Source organism: Pseudomonas sp. NFIX49 (assembly GCF_900115915.1).
GTDB lineage: Bacteria > Pseudomonadota > Gammaproteobacteria > Pseudomonadales > Pseudomonadaceae > Aquipseudomonas > Aquipseudomonas pharyngis.
In genome coordinates, this window is record NZ_FOYE01000004.1 from 269,053 (window position 1) to 289,130 (window position 20,078).

A 20,078-nucleotide genomic window follows, 5' to 3' on the forward strand; every position below is an offset into this window, starting at 1 on the left:
GAGTTAACAATAAACTCTCAAAAGGAGCACAAAATGACTGCGCTGAACCTGATCCCCGGCCAACTGAGCCTGGCCCAACTGCGTGACGTTTATCAGAACCCGGTCAAGCTGACCCTCGACAACAGCGCCAGCGCGCAGATCGAAGCCAGCGTGGCCTGCGTCGAGCAGATCCTCGCGGAAAACCGCACCGCCTACGGCATCAACACCGGTTTCGGCCTGCTGGCCTCGACTCGCATCGCCAGCGAAGACCTGGAAAACCTACAGCGCTCGCTGGTGCTGTCCCACGCCGCCGGCGTCGGCCAGCCGATCAGCGATGAGCTGGTGCGCCTGATCATGGTGCTCAAGGTCAACAGCCTCAGCCGTGGTTTCTCCGGGATTCGTCGCGTAGTGATCGATGCGCTGATCGCGTTGATCAACGCCGAGGTCTATCCGCACATTCCGTTGAAAGGCTCGGTCGGTGCATCCGGTGACCTCGCGCCGCTGGCGCACATGTCGCTGGTGCTGCTGGGTGAGGGCAAGGCGCGCTACAAGGGCGAGTGGATGGAAGCGACCGAAGCGCTGAAAGTCGCCGGTCTGACCCCGCTGACCCTGGCGGCCAAAGAAGGTCTGGCGCTGCTCAACGGTACTCAGGTTTCTACCGCATTCGCACTGCGTGGTCTGTTCGAAGGTGAAGACCTGTTCGCCGGCGCGCTGGCGCTGGGCGGTCTGACGGTGGAAGCGGTGCTGGGCTCGCGTTCGCCGTTCGATGCGCGCATCCACGCCGCCCGTGGCCAGAAAGGCCAGATCGACGCCGCTGCCGCTTACCGCGATCTGCTGGGCGAGCGCAGCGAAGTCTCCGACTCGCACCAGAACTGCGAAAAGGTGCAGGACCCGTACTCGCTGCGTTGCCAGCCGCAAGTCATGGGCGCGTGCCTGACCCAGTTCCGTCAGGCCGCCGAAGTGCTGGCCATCGAAGCCAACGCCGTATCCGACAACCCGCTGGTGTTCGCGGCCGAAGGCGACGTGATTTCCGGCGGCAACTTCCACGCCGAACCAGTGGCCATGGCCGCTGACAACATGGCGCTGGCCATTGCCGAAATCGGTTCCCTGAGCGAGCGCCGTATCTCGCTGATGATGGACAAGCACATGTCGCAGCTGCCGCCGTTCCTCGTCGCCAACGGAGGCGTGAACTCCGGCTTCATGATCGCCCAGGTGACCGCTGCGGCCCTGGCCAGCGAAAACAAGGCGTTGTCCCATCCGCACTCGGTGGACAGCCTGCCGACTTCTGCCAACCAGGAAGACCACGTGTCGATGGCCCCGGCCGCCGGCAAGCGCCTGTGGGAAATGGCCGAGAACACTCGCGGGATTCTCGCGGTGGAATGGCTGGCGGCGGTGCAGGGCCTGGACCTGCGCAACGGCCTGAAGACCTCGGCCAAACTGGAACAGGCCCGTGGGATTCTGCGTCGCGAAGTGCCGTTCTACGAGAAGGACCGCTTCTTCGCGCCGGATATCAATGCAGCGACCGAACTGCTGGCTTCGCGGGTGCTGACGGAGCTGGTTCCGGCGAAACTGCTGCCGAGCCTTTAACCACTACTGATCGTTCCCACGCTCTGCGTGGGAATGCCTCAAGGGACGCTCCGCGTCCAGTGACGCGGAGCGTCACGGGCTGCATTCCCACGCAGAGCGTGGGAACGATCGCAAGACGAGGACTTGGGATGAAAACCCTCTGGCAACACTGCCACGTCGCAACCATGGCGCAAGGCGTCTACTCGATCATCGAGGATGCGGCCATCGTGACGTCCGGTGCACTCATCGAGTGGATCGGCCCGCGCAGCCAATTGCCGTCAGGCGAATACCCGGCGGTCAATGACCTGCAAGGCGCTTGGGTCACTCCCGGCCTGATCGACTGCCACACCCACACCGTGTTCGGCGGCAACCGCAGCGGCGAATTCGAGAAGCGCCTGCAAGGCGTCAGCTATGCAGAGATCGCCGCCGCCGGCGGCGGCATCGCCAGCACCGTGCGCGCCACGCGCGAAGCCTCGGAAGACGAGCTGTTCGCCAGCGCCGCCAAGCGCCTGAAAAGCCTGATGCGCGACGGCGTGACCACGGTCGAAATGAAATCCGGCTACGGCCTCGATCTGGCCAGCGAGCGCAAGATTTTGCGGGTCATCCGTCGCCTCGCCGCCGAGCTGCCGATCAGCGTGCGCAGCACCTGCCTGGCCGCCCACGCCTTGCCGCCGGAATACAAGGATCGCGCCGACGATTACATCGATCACATCTGCGCCGAGATGCTCCCTGCGCTGGCCGCCGAAGGGCTGGTCGATGCGGTGGATGCGTTCTGCGAATACCTGGCGTTCTCCCCGGAGCAGGTCGAGCGGGTGTTCATCGCCGCGCAAAAACTCGGTCTGCCGGTGAAGCTGCACGCCGAGCAATTGTCGTCGCTGCACGGTTCCAGCCTCGCTGCGCGCTACCACGCATTGTCCGCCGATCACTTGGAGTTCATGGACGAAGCCGACGCCATCGCCATGGCCGAATCCGATACCGTCGCGGTGCTGTTGCCGGGGGCGTTCTACTTCCTGCGCGAAACCCAGTTGCCACCGATGGACGCCCTGCGCAAACACAAGGTGAAAATCGCCATCGCCAGCGACCTCAACCCCGGCACCTCGCCGGCGCTGTCGTTGCGCCTGATGCTGAACATGGCCTGCACCTGTTTCCGCATGACTCCGGAAGAGGCATTGGCCGGCGCCACGATTCATGCGGCACAAGCCCTGGGCATGGCCGAGACCCACGGTTCGCTGGAAGTCGGCAAGGTCGCCGATTTTGTCGCCTGGCAGATCGACCGCCCGGCGGATCTGGCGTACTGGCTCGGTGGTGAACTGGACAAACGCGTCGTGCGTCACGGCGTTGAATCAAGTCTGTAGGAGAGCGGTTGTGGATAAGGTTCTGAACTTCAAACAAGGTCGCGTGCCGCTGCTGATCAGCATGCCCCACGCCGGCGTACGCCTGACCCCGGCGGTCGAGGCCGGGTTGATCCCGGACGCGAAAAGCCTGCCGGACACCGACTGGCACATTCCGCAGCTCTACGATTTCGCCGCCGAACTGGGCGCCAGCACTCTGGCGGCCGAGTACTCGCGGTTCGTCATCGACCTGAACCGGCCGTCCGACGACAAACCGCTGTACGCCGGCGCCACCACCGGGCTGTACCCGGCGACGCTGTTCGATGGCATTCCGTTGTTCAAGGCAGGCCAGGAGCCGTCGAAAGAAGAGCGTGCGACCTATCTGGAGCAGATCTGGACGCCGTATCACCGCACCTTGCAGGAGGAGCTGGCGCGGTTGAAGGCCGAGTTCGGTTACGCGTTGCTGTTCGATGCGCATTCGATCCGCTCGATCATCCCGCACCTGTTCGACGGCAAGCTGCCGGACTTCAACCTCGGCACTTTCAACGGCGCCAGTTGCGATCCGCAGTTGGCCACGCAACTGGAAGCGATCTGCGCCCGCCACGACGCTTACAGCCATGTGCTGAACGGGCGCTTCAAGGGCGGCCACATCACCCGTCACTACGGCAACCCGGCGGAAAACATCCACGCTGTGCAACTGGAGCTGGGCCAGTGCACCTACATGGAAGAGTTCGAACCGTTCCGCTACCGCGCCGATCTGGCGGAGCCGACACGGGTGGTGCTGAAGGAATTGCTGCAAGGGCTGCTCGCCTGGGGCAAAAACCACTACAACTGAGTCAGCTGTGATCGTTCCCACGCTCTGCGTGGGAATGCCTCAAGGGACGCTCCGCGTCCAGTGACGCGGAGCGTCACGGGCTGCATTCCCACGCGGAGCGTGGGAACGATCGGGAGAAGTCGCCACCGTGCAAATCCCGGTCGCCACAGTTCGCTTTTCCCGCTCGTCTGCTGCGTAATGTTTCGGCCACGGTGCAAGAAGACACCGATCCGAACAATAACCCGCTGCCGCACGAGACGATCCCACATGAAAAGACTGTTCACTCGTTGTGCGTTAATCCTGACCGGCAGTGCGCTGCTCAGCGCCGGCGCCATGGCTTCCGATGATGCTTCCTGCAAAACCGTGCGCATGGGCGTCGTCAACTGGACCGACGTGATCGCCACCAGCGGCATGGCCGACGTGCTGCTCAACGGCCTCGGCTACGAAAGCAAACAGACCAGCGCCGTGCAGCAAATCATCTTTGCCGGCATCCGCGACAAGCGTCTGGATATCTTCCTCGGCTACTGGAAACCGGCGATGGACAAGAACATCGCGCCATTCCTCGCCGCCAATCAGGTCAAGGTCATGGACAAGCCCAGCCTGGCCGACGCCCAGGCAACGCTGGCGGTTCCGGATTATGTCGCGGCGGCAGGCCTGAAAACCTTCGGCGACATCGCGAAATTCAAGGATCAGCTCGGCGGCAAGATTTACGGCATCGAGCCCGGCAGTGGCGCCAACACCACGATCAAGACCATGATCGAAACCAACCATTTCGGCCTGAAGGATTTCAAGATCGTCGAATCCGGTGAGGCCGGCATGCTCGCCGCCGTGCAGCGGGCGGTGAACCGCAGGGAGTTCGTGGTGTTCGTCGGCTGGACGCCGCACCCGATGAACATCAACATGAAAATCACCTACCTGACCGGCAGTGAAGACGTCTACGGCCCCAACGAAGGCGCCGCCACCGTTTCCACCGTCACCGCGCCGGACTACGCCGAGCGCTGCCCGAACGTTCATCGACTGCTGGAAAACCTGACCTTCACCGCCGCCCAGGAAAGCCAGTTGATGGTGCCGATCATGGAGCGCAAGACGCCGCAGGAAGTGGCGAAGACCTGGCTGCGTGAGCATCCCGAAGACCTGCAACGCTGGCTGGCGGGTGTCAGCAGTTTCGATGGCAAGGACGGCGTGGCCACGGTTCAGGCCAGCCTGAAAAACTGATGGGCACTTATCCACTTTCGCCGTCGATGGCAGCCTTCGTTTCCAGAACCGAAGGCTTTGCCAGCGAGGACAGCAGCCTCGGCGGATTGCGCAAATCCTATGACGCCATGTGCCGCGCCTTCACGCCCGAACGGCCGGCGGGTCTGGAGGTGGTGGATTTCCAGTTGAGCGGGGTGGCGGTGCGTTCGTATCGCCCGCCCGTCCGGCCATCGGCCAGTGGCTGGCCGTGCGTGTTGTACCTGCACGGCGGCGGTTGGGTGGTCGGCGGGCTGGATTCCCATGACTTCATCTGCTGCGAGCTGGCCATGGCGCTCGGGGCAATGGTGGTGGCGGTGGATTACCGGCTGGCGCCGGAACATCCGTTCCCCGCCGGTTTCGAGGATTGCCTGAGCGTCTGGCGCGCGTTGCGCAGCGGGCCGTTCTGGTTCGATCCCGGACGGATGCTGGTAGCGGGCGACAGTGCCGGGGGCAATCTGGCGGCGGCGCTGTGCCTGGCGCTGCGCGATGCCGGCGAGCCGCTGCCGGGTGCGCAGGTCTTGATCTATCCGGGGCTGGGAGGCGACGAGCAGTTACCGTCGCGCAGCGAATGTGCCGATGCGCCGTTGCTCGCCAGCAGCGATCTCGACTGTTATCACGCCTTGTACCTGCGCGGCACCGCCAAGCCGAACGCCTATGCGATGCCGTTGCTGGCCGGGGACTTCAGCGGTTTGCCCCCGGCCTGGATTGCCGTGGCGCAGTTCGATCCGCTGCGTGACGACGGCGTGTGCTACGCCGAACGGCTGAATGCGGCGGGCGTCGACGCGGCGCTGTATTACGGCGAAGGGCTGGTTCATGGCTGCCTGCGAGCGCGGCATCAGGTCGCCGAGGTCGATCGTCTCTTTGAGAACCTGCTGGGGTTCATGGCTGACAAATTGTGACAGCGCGCGGGCATGCTCATTGACGTAAATCGGGTTTATGATGCCGGACGGCAGAATAATAGAAGTCCCCCCAGGGATGACCTCGACCCCTTACGGAGCGCGCAATGCAGACTTTGTTTCCGCAGATCAAACCTCACGCACGGCACGATCTGGCCGTCGATGACACCCATACGCTGTACGTCGACGAAAGCGGTTCACCGGAAGGTTTGCCGGTGGTGTTCATCCACGGAGGTCCCGGCGCCGGGTGCGACGCCCAGAGTCGCCGCTACTTCGATCCGAACCTGTATCGCATTGTCACCTTCGACCAGCGCGGCTGCGGTCGCTCCACGCCCCACGCCAGTCTGGAAAACAACACCACCTGGGATCTGGTCGAAGACCTCGAGCGCATCCGTAAACATCTGGGCATCGACAAATGGGTGCTGTTCGGCGGTTCCTGGGGTTCGACCCTGGCGCTGGCCTACGCGCAGACCCACCCGGAGCGCGTGCATGGGCTGATCCTGCGCGGGATCTTTCTCTGCCGTCCGCAGGAAATCGAATGGTTCTACCAGGCCGGCGCCAGCCGTCTGTTCCCCGATTACTGGCAGGACTACCTCGCGCCGATTCCGCTGGACGAGCGCGACGACCTGCTCAGCGCTTTCCACAAGCGCCTGACCGGCAACGACCAGATCGCCCAGATGCACGCAGCCAAGGCCTGGTCGACCTGGGAAGGGCGCACCGCGACCCTGCGGCCGAACCCGCTGGTGGTCGACCGTTTCTCCGAGCCGCAGCGTGCCTTGTCGATTGCGCGGATCGAATGCCACTACTTCACCAACAACGCGTTCCTTGAGCCGAACCAGCTGATTCGCGACATGGGCAAGATCGCCCATCTGCCGGGCGTGATCATCCACGGCCGCTACGACGTGATCTGCCCGCTCGACAACGCCTGGGAACTGCATCAGGCCTGGCCGAACAGCGAGCTGCAGGTGATCCGCGATGCCGGCCACGCTGCCTCGGAACCGGGCATCACCGATGCATTGGTGCGCGCCGCCAGCAAAATGGCCCGTCGTCTGCTCGACCTGCCGCCCGAAGAAGCATGAAGGGGCTGTTGCAGCGCGTGAAAGGCGCGCGGGTCGAAGTGGCGGGCGAGGTGGTCGGCAGTGTCGATCAGGGTTTATTGGTGCTGGTGGCGGTCGAACCCGACGACACGCCGGCCAGCGCCGACAAACTTCTGCATAAGCTGCTTAACTATCGAGTGTTCAGTGACGCCGAGGGCAAGATGAATCTGTCCCTGGCGGATGTGGGCGGCGGGTTGCTGCTGGTCTCTCAGTTCACCCTCGCTGCCGACACCAAAAGCGGGTTGCGCCCGAGTTTCTCGACCGCCGCCCCTCCGGCGCTGGGCGAAGAATTATTCGACTATCTATTAAGCAAAGCGAAACAGATGCATGGCACAGTGGCATCAGGTAGATTCGGCGCGGATATGCAGGTGCACCTGGTCAACGATGGCCCGGTAACCTTCCTGTTACAGACATGAAAGCGCTTGAAACATCTTTTTAAGGGCTTTTCGACTGAAAACAGGGAATTTTCGCGATAAATACTTTGTTACCCCTGATGCGTTGTCACGCGGGCTACTAGATAATCGCGCGCTACGGGGATCAGCGTTCGTTGGTCCATTTTGACTTAGGTAGAGACTTGTCCGGATCCGATTGGGGAATCATTTTGACCCAGCGGAGTCGGAACAATGCTCGCCAACTTGGCAAGGGTGTCCTGCAAGGTCGGTTTTTTTGTACCGAATCCCTCACAGGCACTTCATCTGGCCGTTGGTTTATTGATCTGTTTTCGGCGAGGGTTGCTCGTGATTGTTAGTCCCTGTAATGCAGCAAAATTGTCTGCCAAACGCTTGCGCAGCGCTCTGGTAGCGGGCTCGGCAGTACTCTGCCTGCTCAGCGCCGGCCAGCTTTGGGCATTCAATCTTGACGATGTGTCGGCCAAGGCCAAAGAGCTGGCCGGGCAGAAGTTCGAAGCCCCGCGCAGCAACCTGCCGAACGAATTCCGTGAAATGAAATTCGCGGACTATCAGAAGATTCGTTTCCGCACCGAAAAGGCCGAATGGGCCGACCAGAAGACCCCGTTCAAGCTGTCCTTCTATCACCAGGGCATGCACTTCGATACGCCGGTGAAAATCAACGAAATCACCGCGAACACCGTCGAAGAGATCAAATACGATCCGAGCCGTTTCGATTTCGGCGACCTGCAGTTCGATCCGAAGGCCACCGAACAACTGGGCTACGCCGGTTTCCGTGTGCTGTACCCGATCAACAAGGCGGACAAGCAAGACGAAATCATGACCATGCTGGGCGCGAGCTACTTCCGCGTCGTCGGCAAGGGTCACACCTACGGCCTGTCGGCCCGTGGTCTGGCAATCGATACCGCTTTGCCGTCCGGCGAAGAATTCCCGCGTTTTCGCGAGTTCTGGATTCAGCAGCCGAAGCCGGGTGACAAGCACCTGGTGATCTTCGCCCTGCTGGATTCGCCTCGTGCGACCGGCGCCTACCGTCTGATCCTGCGTCCGGGCAGCGACACTATTGTCGACGTGAAGGGCCAGATGTACCTGCGTGATAAGGTCGGCAAGCTCGGCATCGCGCCGCTGACCAGCATGTTCCTGTTCGGCGCCAACCAGCCGTCGAAAGTGCTCAACTACCGTCGTGAACTGCACGACTCCAGCGGTCTGTCGATCCATGCCGGCAACGGCGAGTGGATCTGGCGCCCGTTGAACAACCCGAAACATTTGGCTGTCAGCCAGTTCAGCGTCGAGAACCCGCGTGGTTTCGGTCTGCTGCAACGTGGCCGTGACTTCAGCCACTACGAAGACCTCGACGACCGCTACGACAAGCGCCCAAGCGCCTGGATCGAGCCGAAGGGCGACTGGGGCAAGGGCACCGTTGATCTGGTCGAGATCCCGACTGCGGACGAAACCAACGACAACATCGTTGCGTTCTGGAACCCGGAAAAACTGCCGGAGCCTGGCCAGCCGCTGGACTTCGCCTACCGTATGCACTGGACCATCGACGAGGCCGCGCTGCACGCGCCGGACAGCGCCTGGGTCAACCAGACCCTGCGTTCGACCGGTGACGTCAAGCAATCGAACCTGATCCGTCAGCCGGATGGCAGCGTTGCCTACCTGGTCGACTTCGAAGGCCCGTCTCTGGCCGCTTTGGCTCCGGATGCGGACGTTCGCAGCCAGGTCAGCGTCGGCGACAACGCCGAACTGGTCGAAAACAGCGTGCGCTACAACCCGGAAACCAAAGGCTGGCGCCTGACCCTGCGGATGAAGATCAAGGACCCGAGCAAGTCCACCGAGATGCGCGCAGCCCTGGTGCAGCCAGTGGTCACCGCTGATCTGGCCAAGTCTTCGGTGCCGACGTCCAATTCGTCGGTAGCCAAGGCCGACAAGGTTGCCGCCAAGCAACAAGAGAAAGCCGACAAGGAAGCCAAGGCCGCCGAGGCCAAACAGGCCGACGCCAAGCCGGTTGCAGATGCCAAGGACAAGGCCAACAAAGACGCCAAGCAGCCAGCCGCTGCGGACGCGGCCCCAGCCACACCGGAATCGGCACCGACTGAAGAAGTCCTGACCGAGACCTGGAGCTATCAGTTGCCTGCCGATGAGTAACTCTCAAGTACAGCCAGAGACTCTGTCCGAGTACCTGGCGCATCTGCCGATGACCGACGAGCAGCGCGCGGAACTCGCGGGCTGCCAGTCCTTCAGCGAATTGCATGAACGCCTGTCGTCCAAGACCTTTGACGCACCGACCGAAGCCGCCCAGGCTTCGGTGGGCAAGCGCCTGATCCTGAGCACCGCCGAAGAGCTGCAAGACGCGGAAATGCTGGTGCTCGACGCCAGCGGCCGGGTCAGCATGAAGGCCACGCCGCCGATCCGTCGGACCAAGGTCGTGCCGGAGCCGTGGCGCACCAACATTCTGGTGCGTGGCTGGCGTCGCCTGACCGGCCGGACCAACCCGCCGCAACCGCCGAAGGACGCCAACGTGCTGCCGGCGGCGCGCTGGCGCACGGTCGGTTCGATCCGTCGCTACATTCTGCTGGTGCTGATGCTGGGGCAGACCATCGTCGCCGGCTGGTACATGAAAGGCATCATGCCGTACCAGGGCTGGTCGTTCGTCGATCTGGAAGAAGTCCTGCATCAACCGCTGCTGCAAACCGCCACGCAAGTGCTGCCGTATGCGCTGCAGACCAGCATCCTGATCATGTTCGGGATTCTGTTCTGCTGGGTGTCGGCCGGTTTCTGGACCGCGCTGATGGGCTTCCTCGAATTGCTCACCGGCCACGATAAATACCGGATCTCCGGTAAAAGTGCCGGCAACGAGCCGATTCCGAAAGACGCGCGCACCGCACTGGTGATGCCGATCTGCAACGAAGACGTGCCTCGGGTGTTCGCCGGTCTGCGCGCGACCTTCGAGTCGGTCGCCGCTACCGGTGACCTGGACCGTTTCGACTTCTTCGTCCTCAGCGACAGTAATGACACCGACATCTGCGTTGCCGAGCAGCAGGCCTGGCTGGACGTCTGCCGCGAAGCCAAGGGTTTCGGCAAGATCTTTTATCGCCGCCGTCGCCGTCGCGTCAAACGCAAGAGCGGCAACCTCGACGACTTCTGCCGTCGCTGGGGCGGTGACTACAAGTACATGGTCGTGCTCGACGCCGACTCGGTGATGAGCGGCGAGTGCCTGACCAGTCTGGTGCGCCTGATGGAGGCCACGCCGGACGCCGGCATCATCCAGACCGCGCCGCGCGCTTCGGGCATGGACACGCTGTATGCACGCATGCAGCAGTTCGCCACTCGCGTGTACGGTCCGCTGTTCACCGCCGGCCTGCACTTCTGGCAGCTGGGTGAATCCCACTACTGGGGTCACAACGCGATCATCCGCATGAAGCCGTTCATCGACCACTGCGCCCTGGCGCCGTTGCCGGGCAAAGGTGCGTTCTCCGGTGCGATTCTCTCTCACGACTTCGTTGAAGCGGCGCTGATGCGCCGCGCCGGCTGGGGCGTGTGGATTGCCTACGATCTGCCGGGCAGCTACGAAGAACTGCCGCCGAACCTGCTCGACGAGCTCAAGCGTGACCGTCGCTGGTGCCACGGCAACCTGATGAACTTCCGTCTGTTCCTGGTCAAAGGCATGCACCCGGTGCACCGCGCGGTGTTCCTGACCGGCGTGATGTCTTACCTGTCGGCGCCGTTGTGGTTCTTCTTCCTCGTGCTGTCGACCGCGCTGCTGGCGGTGAACACGCTGATGGAGCCGCAGTACTTCCTCGAACCGCGTCAGCTCTATCCGCTGTGGCCACAATGGCACCCGGACAAGGCGATCGCGCTGTTCTCGACGACCATCGTGCTGCTGTTCCTGCCGAAGCTGTTGAGCATCATCCTGATCTGGGCCAAGGGCGCGAAAGAGTTCGGCGGCAAGTTCAAGGTGACCGTGTCGATGCTGCTGGAGATGCTGTTCTCCATGCTGCTGGCGCCGGTACGGATGATTTTCCACACCCGTTTCGTTCTGGCCGCGTTCCTCGGCTGGGCCGCGACCTGGAACTCGCCGCAGCGTGACGACGACTCGACGCCATGGAGCGAAGCGGTCAAGCGTCACGGTCCGCAGACCCTGCTGGGCTTCTTCTGGGCACTGCTGGTGATCTGGCTGAACCCGAGCTTCCTGTGGTGGCTGGTGCCGATCGTCGGTTCGCTGATGCTGTCGATTCCGGTGTCGGTGATTTCCAGCCGCGTCGGTCTGGGCCTCAAATCCCGTGACGAGAGCCTGTTCCTCATCCCCGAGGAATACAATCCGCCACAGGAGCTGCTGGCCACCGATCAGTACACCCACGAAAACCGCTGGCACGCACTGAATGACGGCTTCATCCGCGCGGTGGTCGATCCACAGCAGAACGCCCTGGCGTGCTCGCTGGCGACCTCGCGTCACGGTCAGGCCGAGCCGATCGAATGGCTGCGCCAGGAACGTGTGCGTCACGCGATCAAGGTCGGCCCGGCCGGGCTGAACAACCATGATCGCCTGCAACTGCTGAGCGATCCGGTGGCCCTGGCCCGTCTGCACGAGCAGGTGTGGGCCGAAGGCCACGCCGAGTGGCTGGACGCCTGGCGGGCTTCGGTGAAAGCTGATCCTCATGCACCGCTGCTGCCGCTCAAGCCTGTGAGCTTGCAGGCGCAACCGGCCTGATCAAGAAACCCCGCGAAAGCGGGGTTTTTTTTTGCCTGCCGATTACCGTCTCGGATCACTCGTTCCCACGCTCTGCGTGGGAATGCAGCCCGGGACGCTCTGCGTCCCATCCGGCACCAACCGATCAAAAAACCTTGTGCAAACGGACGAGTGCGTTAGCATCCGTCCCCGAATTGGCGCACCCGGACAATCTTGTCCATTTCTGTCGGTTTTCGCGCCGCAAACGCAATGGTTTTGGGGACTTGAAGATGAAGAAGTATCTGTCGATGCTGCTGGTCGGCGTCACGGCACTGGTTGCAGTCAATGCGGCGCAGGCCGGCGCAATCGACGACGCGGTCAAGCGTGGCTCGTTGAAGGTCGGCATGGATCCGACCTACATGCCGTTCGAAATGACCAACAAGCGCGGCGAAATCATCGGTTTCGAAGTCGACATCCTCAAAGCCATGACCAAGGCCATGGGCGTCAAGCTGGAGCTGGTCTCCACCGGTTACGACGGGATCATCCCGGCGCTGATGACCGACAAGTTCGACATGATCGGCAGCGGCATGACCCTGACCCAGGAACGCAACCTGCGCCTGAACTTCAGCGAACCGTTCATCGTGGTCGGCCAGACCCTGCTGATCCGCAAAGAGCTGGAAGGCACCATCAAGTCCTACAAAGACCTGAACACCGCCGACTACCGCATCACCTCCAAGCTCGGCACGACCGGCGAGATGGTCGCCAAGAAGCTGATCTCCAAGGCCAAGTACCACGGCTACGACAACGAGCAGGAAGCCGTGCTCGACGTGGTCAACGGCAAGGCTGATGCCTTCATCTACGACGCGCCGTACAACGTGGTCGCGGTGAACAAGGTCGGCGCCGGCAAACTGGTGTTCCTCGACAAGCCGTTCACCTACGAGCCACTGGCCTTCGGTCTGAAGAAGGGTGACTACGACAGCATCAACTTCATCAACAACTTCCTGCACCAGATCCACGAAGACGGCACCTACGATCGCATCCATGACAAGTGGTTCAAGAGCACCGAGTGGCTCAAGGACATGGAATAAGGCCCGCCCGCTGATCGTTCCCACGCTTTGCGTGGGAACGCCGCCCGGGACGCTCCGCGTCCCTTCGCAAGCGTGACGCAGAGCGTCACAGGATGCATTCCCACGCAGAGCGTGGGAACGAGCGAATCAGAGAAACATTCAATGAAACAGAAAAAAGCCCAATGGCCCTGGCACGTCCTGACCGTGCTGGTGCTGGTCGGCCTGGCCGGCGCGTTGTATTACGCCACGTCGCTGATGTCCTACGAATGGCGCTGGAACCGCGTGCCGCAGTACTTCGCCTATCAGGCCGAGGAAACCCAGCGCGCGACCGACATTTCCACCGTCAGCGAACTGGTGCGCAAAGGTGGCAGCGCGCAGGTCACCCTGCGCAACGATGCCGGTGACGAGCAGCACCTGACCGTCGACGAAAACAGCCTGCAATTCGCTCAGGGCGACGATGTGGCCGAAGGCGACGTCGTGGGCGTGACGCGGCATTGGGCGGCGGGTCCGCTGCTGTGGGGCCTGTGGACCACGCTTTGGCTGTCGGTGGTGTCCGGTGTGCTGGGTCTGCTGATCGGTCTGGCCACCGGGCTGTGCCGGCTGTCGAGCAACCCGACCCTGCGCGACCTGTCGACGATCTATGTCGAACTGGTGCGCGGCACGCCGCTGCTGGTGCAGATCTTCATTTTCTATTTCTTCATCGGCACGGTGATGAACCTGTCCCGGGAGTTCGCCGGGATTGCCGCGCTGTCGTTGTTCACCGGCGCCTACGTGGCGGAAATCATCCGTTCCGGTGTGCAGTCGATTGCCCGCGGCCAGAACGAAGCGGCGCGTTCGCTCGGCCTGAGTGCCGGTCAGTCGATGCGTCATGTGGTGCTGCCGCAGGCATTCAAGCGCGTGCTGCCGCCGCTGGCCGGGCAGTTCATCAGTCTGGTCAAAGACACTTCGCTGGTGTCGGTGATCGCCATCACCGAGCTGCTGAAAAGCGGCCGGGAAGTCATCACCACGTCGTTCTCGCCGTTCGAGATCCTGTTCTGCGTCGCCGGCCTGTACCTGTTGATCAACCTGCCGCTGTCGAAAATCGCCAGCCGGCTTGAGCGGAGGCTCGCGCAAAGTGATTGAAGTCCGCGATCTGGTAAAAGTCTTCGACACCCGTGGGCAAGTGGTGCGCGCGGTGGATAACGTCAGCACCTCCGTGGCCAAGGGCGAAGTGCTGGTGGTGATCGGTCCGTCCGGTTCCGGCAAGTCGACCTTCCTGCGTTGCCTTAATGGTCTGGAAGAATTCGATTCCGGCTCGGTGAGCATCGACGGCCTGCAACTGGCCGACCCGAAAACCGACGTCAACGCCTACCGCCGCGAAGTCGGCATGGTGTTCCAGCATTTCAATCTGTTCCCGCACATGACCGTGCTGGAGAACCTGTGCCTGGCGCAGAAAGTCGTACGCAAGCGCGGCCAGAAGGAAAGCGAGGCCAAGGCTTTGGCGCTGCTGGAGAAGGTCGGCATCGCCCAGAAGGCCCGCGAATATCCGTCGCGCCTGTCCGGCGGTCAGCAGCAGCGCGTGGCGATTGCCCGGGCGCTGGCGATGGACCCCAAGGTCATGCTGTTCGACGAACCGACCTCGGCCCTCGACCCGGAAATGGTCGGCGAAGTGCTGGACGTGATGAAAAACCTGGCTGTGGAAGGCATGACCATGGTCTGCGTGACCCACGAAATGGGATTTGCCCGGGAAGTGGCGGATCGGGTGCTGTTCTTCGATCACGGCAAACTGCTGGAAGACGCCTCGCCGGCCGAGTTCTTCGATGCGCCGAAGGATCCGCGAGCCCAGGCGTTCCTGCGGCAAGTTCTCTAAACGCGACGTCACCGATCGTTCCCACGTCGAGGCGTCGAACCGTCTGCGTGGGAATGCCGCTCAGGACGCTCTGCGTCCCTTCGCAAGCGTGACGCGGAGCGTCACAGGATGCATTCCCACGCAGAGCGTGGGAACGATCAAGCGATCAAGCATCCCTTACACCTTGAACCGGCCCACCAGCGTTTGCAGGTGAGTGCCCAGGCGCGCCAACTCGACGCTGGAGGCCGCCGTCTCTTCACTGGCCGCCGAGGTCTGGTCCGACACGTCCCGCACGTTCAGCACGCTGCGGTTGATCTCTTCAGCCACAGCGCTCTGCTGCTCGGCCGCCGCGGCGATCTGCTGGTTCATCGCCTGAATTGCCGAAACGGTGCGGGTGATGCTTTCCAGCGAACCACCGGCACGCCGGGTCAGCTCGACGCTGCTGTCGGTCAGGGTGCGGCTGTTGTCCATGATCGTCGCCACTTGCTGGGTGCCGTTCTGCAGGCCGACGATCAGCTCTTCGATCTCTTCCGTGGACTTCTGGGTGCGCTGGGCGAGACTGCGAACCTCATCGGCAACCACCGCAAAACCACGTCCGGCTTCACCGGCACGGGCGGCCTCGATGGCGGCGTTGAGGGCCAGCAGGTTGGTTTGCTGAGCCACGGACTTGATCACGTCGAGCACGCTGCCGATCTTGTCGCTCTCGCGCTTGAGCTCGCCCATGGCCTCGGTGGAGTGGCCGACTTCGGCGGCCAGGCGTTCGATCTGGGCGATGGCTTCGCCAACCACCTTGTCGCCTTCACGGGCCTGCTGGTCGGCGGCGACCGCCGCTTCCGAAGCTTCCTCGGCGTTGCGCGCGACTTCCTGCACGGTGGCGGCCATTTCGTTCATGGCGGTCGCAACCTGGTCGGTTTCGACTTTCTGATTGTTGACCCCGGCGCTGGTCTGCTCGGTCACGGCGGACAACTCCTCGGCGGCGCTGGCGATCTGGGTCACGCCGTCGCTGATCCCGCCGATCAGTTCGCGCAGGCCCTGGGTCATGCTCTGCATCGATCGTTGCAATTGACCGAGTTCGTCACGGCGCAGGGACACCAGATTGTGGGTCAGGTCACCGGCGGCCACGCGTTCGGCGACTTTCAGGGTTTGCTCCAGCGGAATGATGATCTGCCGGGTGATCGCCCAGGCCGCGAGCAGACCGAAGGCCAGGGCCAGCAGGGTGGCGATCATCAGCATGTTTTTGGCGTGCGCGGCATCGGTGTCGCGGACGATGGTCTGGGATTCGGTGAGTTTCTTGCTGACGTCGAGCAGGATGTCGCCCTGGGCCGACATGCGAGCCAGCGCTTTGGCGTTGTTCACCTGGGAGTCGCGGAACTGGCTGACGGCGGCGCGATAAGCCTTGAGCGATTCGGTGGCCTGTTGCAGGTTGGCGATGTGTTGCTCGGGCAGTTTGCTCGGCAGGCTTTCCAGATTGTTCAGGGCGGCGGCGATGGCATCCAGCGCCGGCTGTTCGGCCTCGGCCTTGCCGCTGTAAGTGTAGCCGCGCACCTGATAGCGCGCCTGCTGCAGCAGTTTGCTCAGTTCGATCACGCTGTTGAATTGCGCGACGCTGTCGCCTTGCAGCAGGGATTTCTCGACTTCGCTGACCTTGGCCACGGCGTTATCGGCGCTGGCGCCGAGTTTGCTGCGGGCGTCTTCCCGCTGCACGGTTGCCTGGGTCATGTCGGCAAAGGCGCGTTTGTACTCGGCGACCGCTGCCAGTTGCTGATCGATCATGGCCACGTCGGACGGTTGCTCGATCATGTTGCGGGCGCTTTGCAGGCCGCTGTCGAGTTTGCCAAGCAGGTCGTTGACCGCGCCAGGGCCCTGTTCGCCACGACGGGCTTCATAGTCCAGGCGCGCAAGGCGCAGGTCTTTGGTCAGCTCGTTGAGGCCGGAGATGAAGCCGAGCTTGTCGCCCCGGCTGATGATTCCGCTCATGCCGGTCCAGCCGGTGAAGGTGATCAACAGGGTCAGCAGCAGCACCAGGCCGAAACCGATTCCAAGTTTACGTTTAACGCTGACGTTTCCAAGACTCTCGGCTAACCAACGGTACATGCGACGACTCCCTCGGACCACTAATTGGACTTATGGGGAGGGTATCGGCCGGATGATGGCAATCTGTAACGCCTTTTGTCTGACGAAGACTTCAGAACAGCCGGGCGAGCAGTGCGGTGACGGCGGTTTCGACCCGCAGGATTCGCTCGCCCAGTTGCACCGGTTGCAGCCCGGCCTTGGCCAGCAGATCGATTTCGTAGGGAATCCAGCCACCCTCGGGGCCGATGGCCAGGGTTACCTGTTCGTTCAGGGCGCGGGGGCAGGGCGGAAAGTTGCCCGGATGGCCGACCAGACCGAGGGTGCCGTCGGTGATGGCCGGCAGGCGATCTTCGACGAACGGCTTGAAGCGCTTCTCGATGATGATTTCCGGCAGCACCGTGTCCCGGGCCTGTTCCAAGCCCAGGATCAACTGTTCGCGGATCGCTTCCGGTTCGAGGAACGGCGTCTGCCAGAAGCTTTTCTCGACCCGGTAGCTGTTGACCAGAATCACCTTTGACACGCCCATGGTCGCCACGGTCTGGAACACCCGGCGCAGCATCTTCGGGCGGGGCAGGGCGAGTACCAGGGTCAGCGGCAGTTTGGCCGGTGGCGGTTGATCGAGGGTGACCCGCAGCTCGGCTTCGCCCGCGTCCAGGCGCAGCAGCTCGGCCGAGCCCATCAGCCCGCCAATGCGCCCGACCCGCAGGCTGTCGCCGACTTCCGAGCGGTGGACTTCCTGCATGTGGGTCAGGCGCCGGTCACGCAGCACGACGCGGTCGGCCGCAATGAAGTCGGCCTCCTCGAGCAGCAGCAGGTTCATGGCTGAGTCGCTGGCGGCTGGTCGTTGTGATCGTCGGCGGTTTCTTCCGGGCGCTCGCGTTTGCTGACCAGACTGCCGAACAGGATGCCGACTTCGAACAGCATCCACATCGGCACGGCCAGCAGGGTCTGGGAGAAGATGTCCGGCGGGGTCAGGATCATGCCGACCACGAAGCAGCCGATGATCACGTACGGACGGATCTTCTTCAGGTATTTGACGTCGACCACGCCGATCCACACCAGCAGCACCACGGCCACCGGGATTTCGAACGCCACGCCGAAAGCGAAGAACAGCGTCATGACGAAATCGAGGTAACTGGTGATGTCGGTCATCATTTCCACGCCGGCCGGGGTGGCCGAGGCGAAGAACTTGAAGATCAGCGGGAACACGAAGAAGTAGGCGAATGCCATGCCGGTGTAGAACAGCAGGATGCTGGAGATCAGCAACGGCACTGCGACACGCTTCTCGTGCTTGTACAGGCCCGGTGCGATGAAGCCCCAGATCTGATGCAGGATCACCGGAATCGCCAGGAACAGCGAGACCATCATCGTCAGCTTCAACGGCGTCAGGAACGGCGACGACACGTCGGTGGCGATCATCGTCGCGCCGGCGGGCAGGTATTCACGCAGCGGCGTCGAGACGAAGGTGTAGATCTGCTGGGTGAAGGCAAACAGACCGGCGAAGATGATGAAGATCGCCGCGACGCAACGCAGCAGGCGGGTGCGCAACTCGGTGAGGTGCGAAACCAGCGGCATGTGCTGGTCGTTTTCGGGGAGATCGCTCATGGGGCTCGCGGCGGCAGTGTTGGGTCGTGTGGGGCTGGCGTTGTTGGCGCGGCAGCTGGAGCAATGGGTTCGACAGGCTTCATGATCGGCGCAGTTTCAGCGGCTGCGGCAGAGACGTGCTCGATGCTCGCCGTCGGCGCATGAATTGTTTGTTCCACAACCGGAGGCACTGGCGTCTGATCTGCCACTGGCTGTACCGGCGTCGGCTCCTGCTGAACCGGCGTGAAAATCTTCCGCGCCTCCTGTTCCAGCGACAGGATGTGCTCGTTGTGCAGTTGCCGACGGATTTCGTCGGCACCGATTTCACGCTCAACTTCCTGTTTGATCGCGTTGAAGCTGCGCTTCAGCCGTCCGACCCAAAGGCCGGCGGTGCGTGCAGCGCCCGGCAGACGCTCGGGACCCAGCACCAGCAGGGCGACGAGGCCGACGAGCAGCAGTTCAGAGAAGCTGATACCAAACATTAGTCAGTGCTCACACGTCTTTGCGGATCGGCTCTTCGACTTTCTGCGCCTGCACGTCGATGGTGTGCGGCGGGTTGGCCTGAGCGGTGGCTTGCGGCTGAACCGGCGGCACCGGTTGCGCAGGCGTGACGGTCGGATCGGCCGGTTTTTCGTCGTCGTTCATGGCTTTACGGAAGCCCTTGATCGATTCGCCGACGTCGGTGCCAAGGTTTTTAAGTTTCTTGGTACCGAACACCAGTACCACGACCACCAGGATGACGATCCAGTGTTTCCAGTCAAAAATGCCCATGTTGCTGTTCCTCTCTTGAAGTTGTTCAGGCGGACGGGCGCGAGGCTTTCTCGACGTGTCCGGACAGGCCGAAACGGCGATCCAGTTCATCCAGCACCGCCTGCGGATGCTGCCCCAACTGGGCAAGCATGACCATGCTGTGGAACCACAGGTCGGCGGTCTCGTAGATCACGTCGCTGCAGTCGCCGCTGACGGCGGCGTCCTTGGCGGCAATGATCGTTTCGACCGACTCTTCGCCGACCTTTTCCAGAATCTTGTTCAGACCCTTGTGGTACAGACTGGCGACATACGAGCTGTCGGCGGCTGCGCCCTTGCGCTCTTCCAGCACCTGAGCAAGGCGGGTCAGGGTGTCACTCATGTTTGTGTCCTGCGGAGTAAATAGCGTGCGGGTCTTTCAGGACCGGGTCGACCGTTTTCCAGTCGCCGTTTTCGAAGACGCGGTAGAAGCAGCTTTGACGGCCGGTATGGCAAGCGATGTCGCCGATCTGTTCGACCATCAGGATGATGACGTCGGCGTCGCAGTCCAGACGCATTTCATGCAGCGTCTGTACATGGCCGGACTCTTCGCCCTTGCGCCACAGCTTGCCACGGGAACGTGACCAATAGATGGCACGGTTTTCCGCCGCGGTCAGCTCCAGGGCTTCGCGGTTCATCCAGGCCATCATCAATACGCGTCCGGTCTTGTGATCCTGGGCAATCGCCGGCACCAGGCCATCGGCGTCCCACTTGATCTCGTCCAGCCAGTTTTTCATCTTCGACTCCGACA

General features: G+C 62.5%; 19 protein-coding genes and 1 pseudogene. 12 read left to right on the plus strand and 8 right to left on the minus strand.

What is annotated here, in order from left to right; translation table 11 throughout:
* The first annotated feature begins 33 nt into the window (after positions 1–33).
* From hutH to BMZ46_RS13230, 12 genes are all read left to right on the plus strand, one after another.
* Positions 34–1,566 (plus strand): histidine ammonia-lyase, encoded by a 1,533-nt coding sequence (hutH, locus tag BMZ46_RS13175; protein ID WP_039764727.1) that lies wholly within the window; start codon positions 34–36, stop codon positions 1,564–1,566.
* Between the two features lie 128 nt (positions 1,567–1,694).
* The gene (gene hutI, locus BMZ46_RS13180; RefSeq protein WP_074689540.1) at positions 1,695–2,900 is read left to right on the plus strand and encodes an imidazolonepropionase; all 1,206 of its coding nucleotides are present in this window, start codon (positions 1,695–1,697) and stop codon (positions 2,898–2,900) included.
* 10 nt (positions 2,901–2,910) lie between these two features.
* The gene (gene hutG, locus BMZ46_RS13185; protein ID WP_039764730.1) at positions 2,911–3,711 is read left to right on the plus strand and encodes an N-formylglutamate deformylase; all 801 of its coding nucleotides are present in this window, start codon (positions 2,911–2,913) and stop codon (positions 3,709–3,711) included.
* 246 nt (positions 3,712–3,957) lie between these two features.
* The gene (locus BMZ46_RS13190; protein WP_039764732.1) at positions 3,958–4,905 is read left to right on the plus strand and encodes a choline ABC transporter substrate-binding protein; all 948 of its coding nucleotides are present in this window, start codon (positions 3,958–3,960) and stop codon (positions 4,903–4,905) included.
* Positions 4,905–5,822: an alpha/beta hydrolase gene (locus tag BMZ46_RS13195; protein WP_074689542.1), complete on the plus strand. Its 918-nt coding sequence runs from the start codon at positions 4,905–4,907 to the stop codon at positions 5,820–5,822. Before BMZ46_RS13190 ends, BMZ46_RS13195 begins: the two co-directional genes overlap by 1 nt.
* A gap of 104 nt (positions 5,823–5,926) precedes the next feature.
* On the plus strand, positions 5,927–6,898 hold the full coding sequence (gene pip / locus BMZ46_RS13200; protein WP_007952436.1) for a prolyl aminopeptidase: 972 nt from the start codon (positions 5,927–5,929) through the stop codon (positions 6,896–6,898).
* Positions 6,895–7,332: a D-aminoacyl-tRNA deacylase gene (gene dtd, locus BMZ46_RS13205; RefSeq protein WP_064592873.1), complete on the plus strand. Its 438-nt coding sequence runs from the start codon at positions 6,895–6,897 to the stop codon at positions 7,330–7,332. Before pip ends, dtd begins: the two co-directional genes overlap by 4 nt.
* Positions 7,333–7,653: 321 nt before the next feature.
* The gene (locus tag BMZ46_RS13210; RefSeq protein WP_011332055.1) at positions 7,654–9,468 is read left to right on the plus strand and encodes a glucan biosynthesis protein G; all 1,815 of its coding nucleotides are present in this window, start codon (positions 7,654–7,656) and stop codon (positions 9,466–9,468) included.
* Positions 9,461–12,031 carry a glucans biosynthesis glucosyltransferase MdoH gene (gene mdoH, locus BMZ46_RS13215; RefSeq protein ID WP_074689544.1) on the plus strand — a complete coding sequence of 857 codons (2,571 nt, stop codon included), beginning with the start codon at positions 9,461–9,463 and terminating at the stop codon, positions 12,029–12,031. Before BMZ46_RS13210 ends, mdoH begins: the two co-directional genes overlap by 8 nt.
* 248 nt (positions 12,032–12,279) lie before the next feature.
* Complete coding sequence (locus BMZ46_RS13220; RefSeq protein ID WP_039772466.1) at positions 12,280–13,077, plus strand: transporter substrate-binding domain-containing protein; 798 nt, start codon at positions 12,280–12,282, stop codon at positions 13,075–13,077.
* Positions 13,078–13,218: 141 nt separating this feature from the next.
* Positions 13,219–14,178 carry an amino acid ABC transporter permease gene (locus BMZ46_RS13225; RefSeq protein ID WP_007952431.1) on the plus strand — a complete coding sequence of 320 codons (960 nt, stop codon included), beginning with the start codon at positions 13,219–13,221 and terminating at the stop codon, positions 14,176–14,178.
* Positions 14,171–14,905 carry an amino acid ABC transporter ATP-binding protein gene (locus BMZ46_RS13230; RefSeq protein ID WP_064592877.1) on the plus strand — a complete coding sequence of 245 codons (735 nt, stop codon included), beginning with the start codon at positions 14,171–14,173 and terminating at the stop codon, positions 14,903–14,905. The genes BMZ46_RS13225 and BMZ46_RS13230 overlap by 8 nt, the downstream gene beginning before the upstream one ends.
* Positions 14,906–15,061: 156 nt before the next feature.
* Here BMZ46_RS13230 and BMZ46_RS29805 read toward each other — a convergent pair whose 3' ends face one another.
* The 8 genes and pseudogenes from BMZ46_RS29805 to hisI all read right to left on the minus strand — a co-directional run bounded on the left by BMZ46_RS29805 (position 15,062) and on the right by hisI (position 20,064).
* Positions 15,062–15,934, minus strand: a complete 873-nt coding sequence (locus tag BMZ46_RS29805; protein WP_371807397.1) for a methyl-accepting chemotaxis protein — start codon at positions 15,932–15,934, stop codon at positions 15,062–15,064.
* A pseudogene (locus BMZ46_RS29810) lies at positions 15,917–16,978 on the minus strand (methyl-accepting chemotaxis protein); the annotation flags it as partial. The gene BMZ46_RS29805 and the pseudogene BMZ46_RS29810, both read right to left, overlap by 18 nt.
* Positions 16,979–17,069: 91 nt before the next feature.
* Entirely contained in the window at positions 17,070–17,777 is a 708-nt protein-coding gene (locus BMZ46_RS13245; RefSeq protein WP_074689548.1) for a 16S rRNA (uracil(1498)-N(3))-methyltransferase, read from the minus strand.
* Complete coding sequence (gene tatC, locus BMZ46_RS13250) at positions 17,774–18,562, minus strand: twin-arginine translocase subunit TatC (RefSeq protein WP_007952425.1); 789 nt, start codon at positions 18,560–18,562, stop codon at positions 17,774–17,776. The genes BMZ46_RS13245 and tatC overlap by 4 nt, the downstream gene beginning before the upstream one ends.
* Positions 18,559–19,023 carry a Sec-independent protein translocase protein TatB gene (gene tatB / locus BMZ46_RS13255; protein ID WP_064592882.1) on the minus strand — a complete coding sequence of 155 codons (465 nt, stop codon included), beginning with the start codon at positions 19,021–19,023 and terminating at the stop codon, positions 18,559–18,561. The genes tatC and tatB overlap by 4 nt, the downstream gene beginning before the upstream one ends.
* Before the next feature lie 10 nt (positions 19,024–19,033).
* Positions 19,034–19,312, minus strand: a complete 279-nt coding sequence (locus BMZ46_RS13260) for a twin-arginine translocase TatA/TatE family subunit (RefSeq protein ID WP_007952423.1) — start codon at positions 19,310–19,312, stop codon at positions 19,034–19,036.
* 25 nt (positions 19,313–19,337) lie between these two features.
* Positions 19,338–19,670, minus strand: a complete 333-nt coding sequence (locus tag BMZ46_RS13265; RefSeq protein ID WP_007952422.1) for a phosphoribosyl-ATP diphosphatase — start codon at positions 19,668–19,670, stop codon at positions 19,338–19,340.
* Positions 19,663–20,064 carry a phosphoribosyl-AMP cyclohydrolase gene (gene hisI, locus BMZ46_RS13270; protein ID WP_007909357.1) on the minus strand — a complete coding sequence of 134 codons (402 nt, stop codon included), beginning with the start codon at positions 20,062–20,064 and terminating at the stop codon, positions 19,663–19,665. Before hisI ends, BMZ46_RS13265 begins: the two co-directional genes overlap by 8 nt.
* Positions 20,065–20,078: the final 14 nt, after the last annotated feature.

What these genes read in the sequence shown, in the direction of transcription:
- BMZ46_RS13195 (WP_074689542.1), top strand. Translation starts at nt 4,905, where the DNA reads ATGGGCACTTATCCACTTTCGCCGTCGATGGCAGCCTTCGTTTCCAGA.
- BMZ46_RS13265 (WP_007952422.1), bottom strand. Translation starts at nt 19,670, where the DNA reads ATGAGTGACACCCTGACCCGCCTTGCTCAGGTGCTGGAAGAGCGCAAG.
- BMZ46_RS13245 (WP_074689548.1), bottom strand. Translation starts at nt 17,777, where the DNA reads ATGAACCTGCTGCTGCTCGAGGAGGCCGACTTCATTGCGGCCGACCGC.
- BMZ46_RS13225 (WP_007952431.1), top strand. Translation starts at nt 13,219, where the DNA reads ATGAAACAGAAAAAAGCCCAATGGCCCTGGCACGTCCTGACCGTGCTG.
- hisI (WP_007909357.1), bottom strand. Translation starts at nt 20,064, where the DNA reads ATGAAAAACTGGCTGGACGAGATCAAGTGGGACGCCGATGGCCTGGTG.
- BMZ46_RS13220 (WP_039772466.1), top strand. Translation starts at nt 12,280, where the DNA reads ATGAAGAAGTATCTGTCGATGCTGCTGGTCGGCGTCACGGCACTGGTT.
- BMZ46_RS13260 (WP_007952423.1), bottom strand. Translation starts at nt 19,312, where the DNA reads ATGGGCATTTTTGACTGGAAACACTGGATCGTCATCCTGGTGGTCGTG.
- hutI (WP_074689540.1), top strand. Translation starts at nt 1,695, where the DNA reads ATGAAAACCCTCTGGCAACACTGCCACGTCGCAACCATGGCGCAAGGC.
- BMZ46_RS29805 (WP_371807397.1), bottom strand. Translation starts at nt 15,934, where the DNA reads ATGCAGAGCATGACCCAGGGCCTGCGCGAACTGATCGGCGGGATCAGC.
- dtd (WP_064592873.1), top strand. Translation starts at nt 6,895, where the DNA reads ATGAAGGGGCTGTTGCAGCGCGTGAAAGGCGCGCGGGTCGAAGTGGCG.
- hutH (WP_039764727.1), top strand. Translation starts at nt 34, where the DNA reads ATGACTGCGCTGAACCTGATCCCCGGCCAACTGAGCCTGGCCCAACTG.
- mdoH (WP_074689544.1), top strand. Translation starts at nt 9,461, where the DNA reads ATGAGTAACTCTCAAGTACAGCCAGAGACTCTGTCCGAGTACCTGGCG.
- BMZ46_RS13190 (WP_039764732.1), top strand. Translation starts at nt 3,958, where the DNA reads ATGAAAAGACTGTTCACTCGTTGTGCGTTAATCCTGACCGGCAGTGCG.
- tatB (WP_064592882.1), bottom strand. Translation starts at nt 19,023, where the DNA reads ATGTTTGGTATCAGCTTCTCTGAACTGCTGCTCGTCGGCCTCGTCGCC.
- pip (WP_007952436.1), top strand. Translation starts at nt 5,927, where the DNA reads ATGCAGACTTTGTTTCCGCAGATCAAACCTCACGCACGGCACGATCTG.
- tatC (WP_007952425.1), bottom strand. Translation starts at nt 18,562, where the DNA reads ATGAGCGATCTCCCCGAAAACGACCAGCACATGCCGCTGGTTTCGCAC.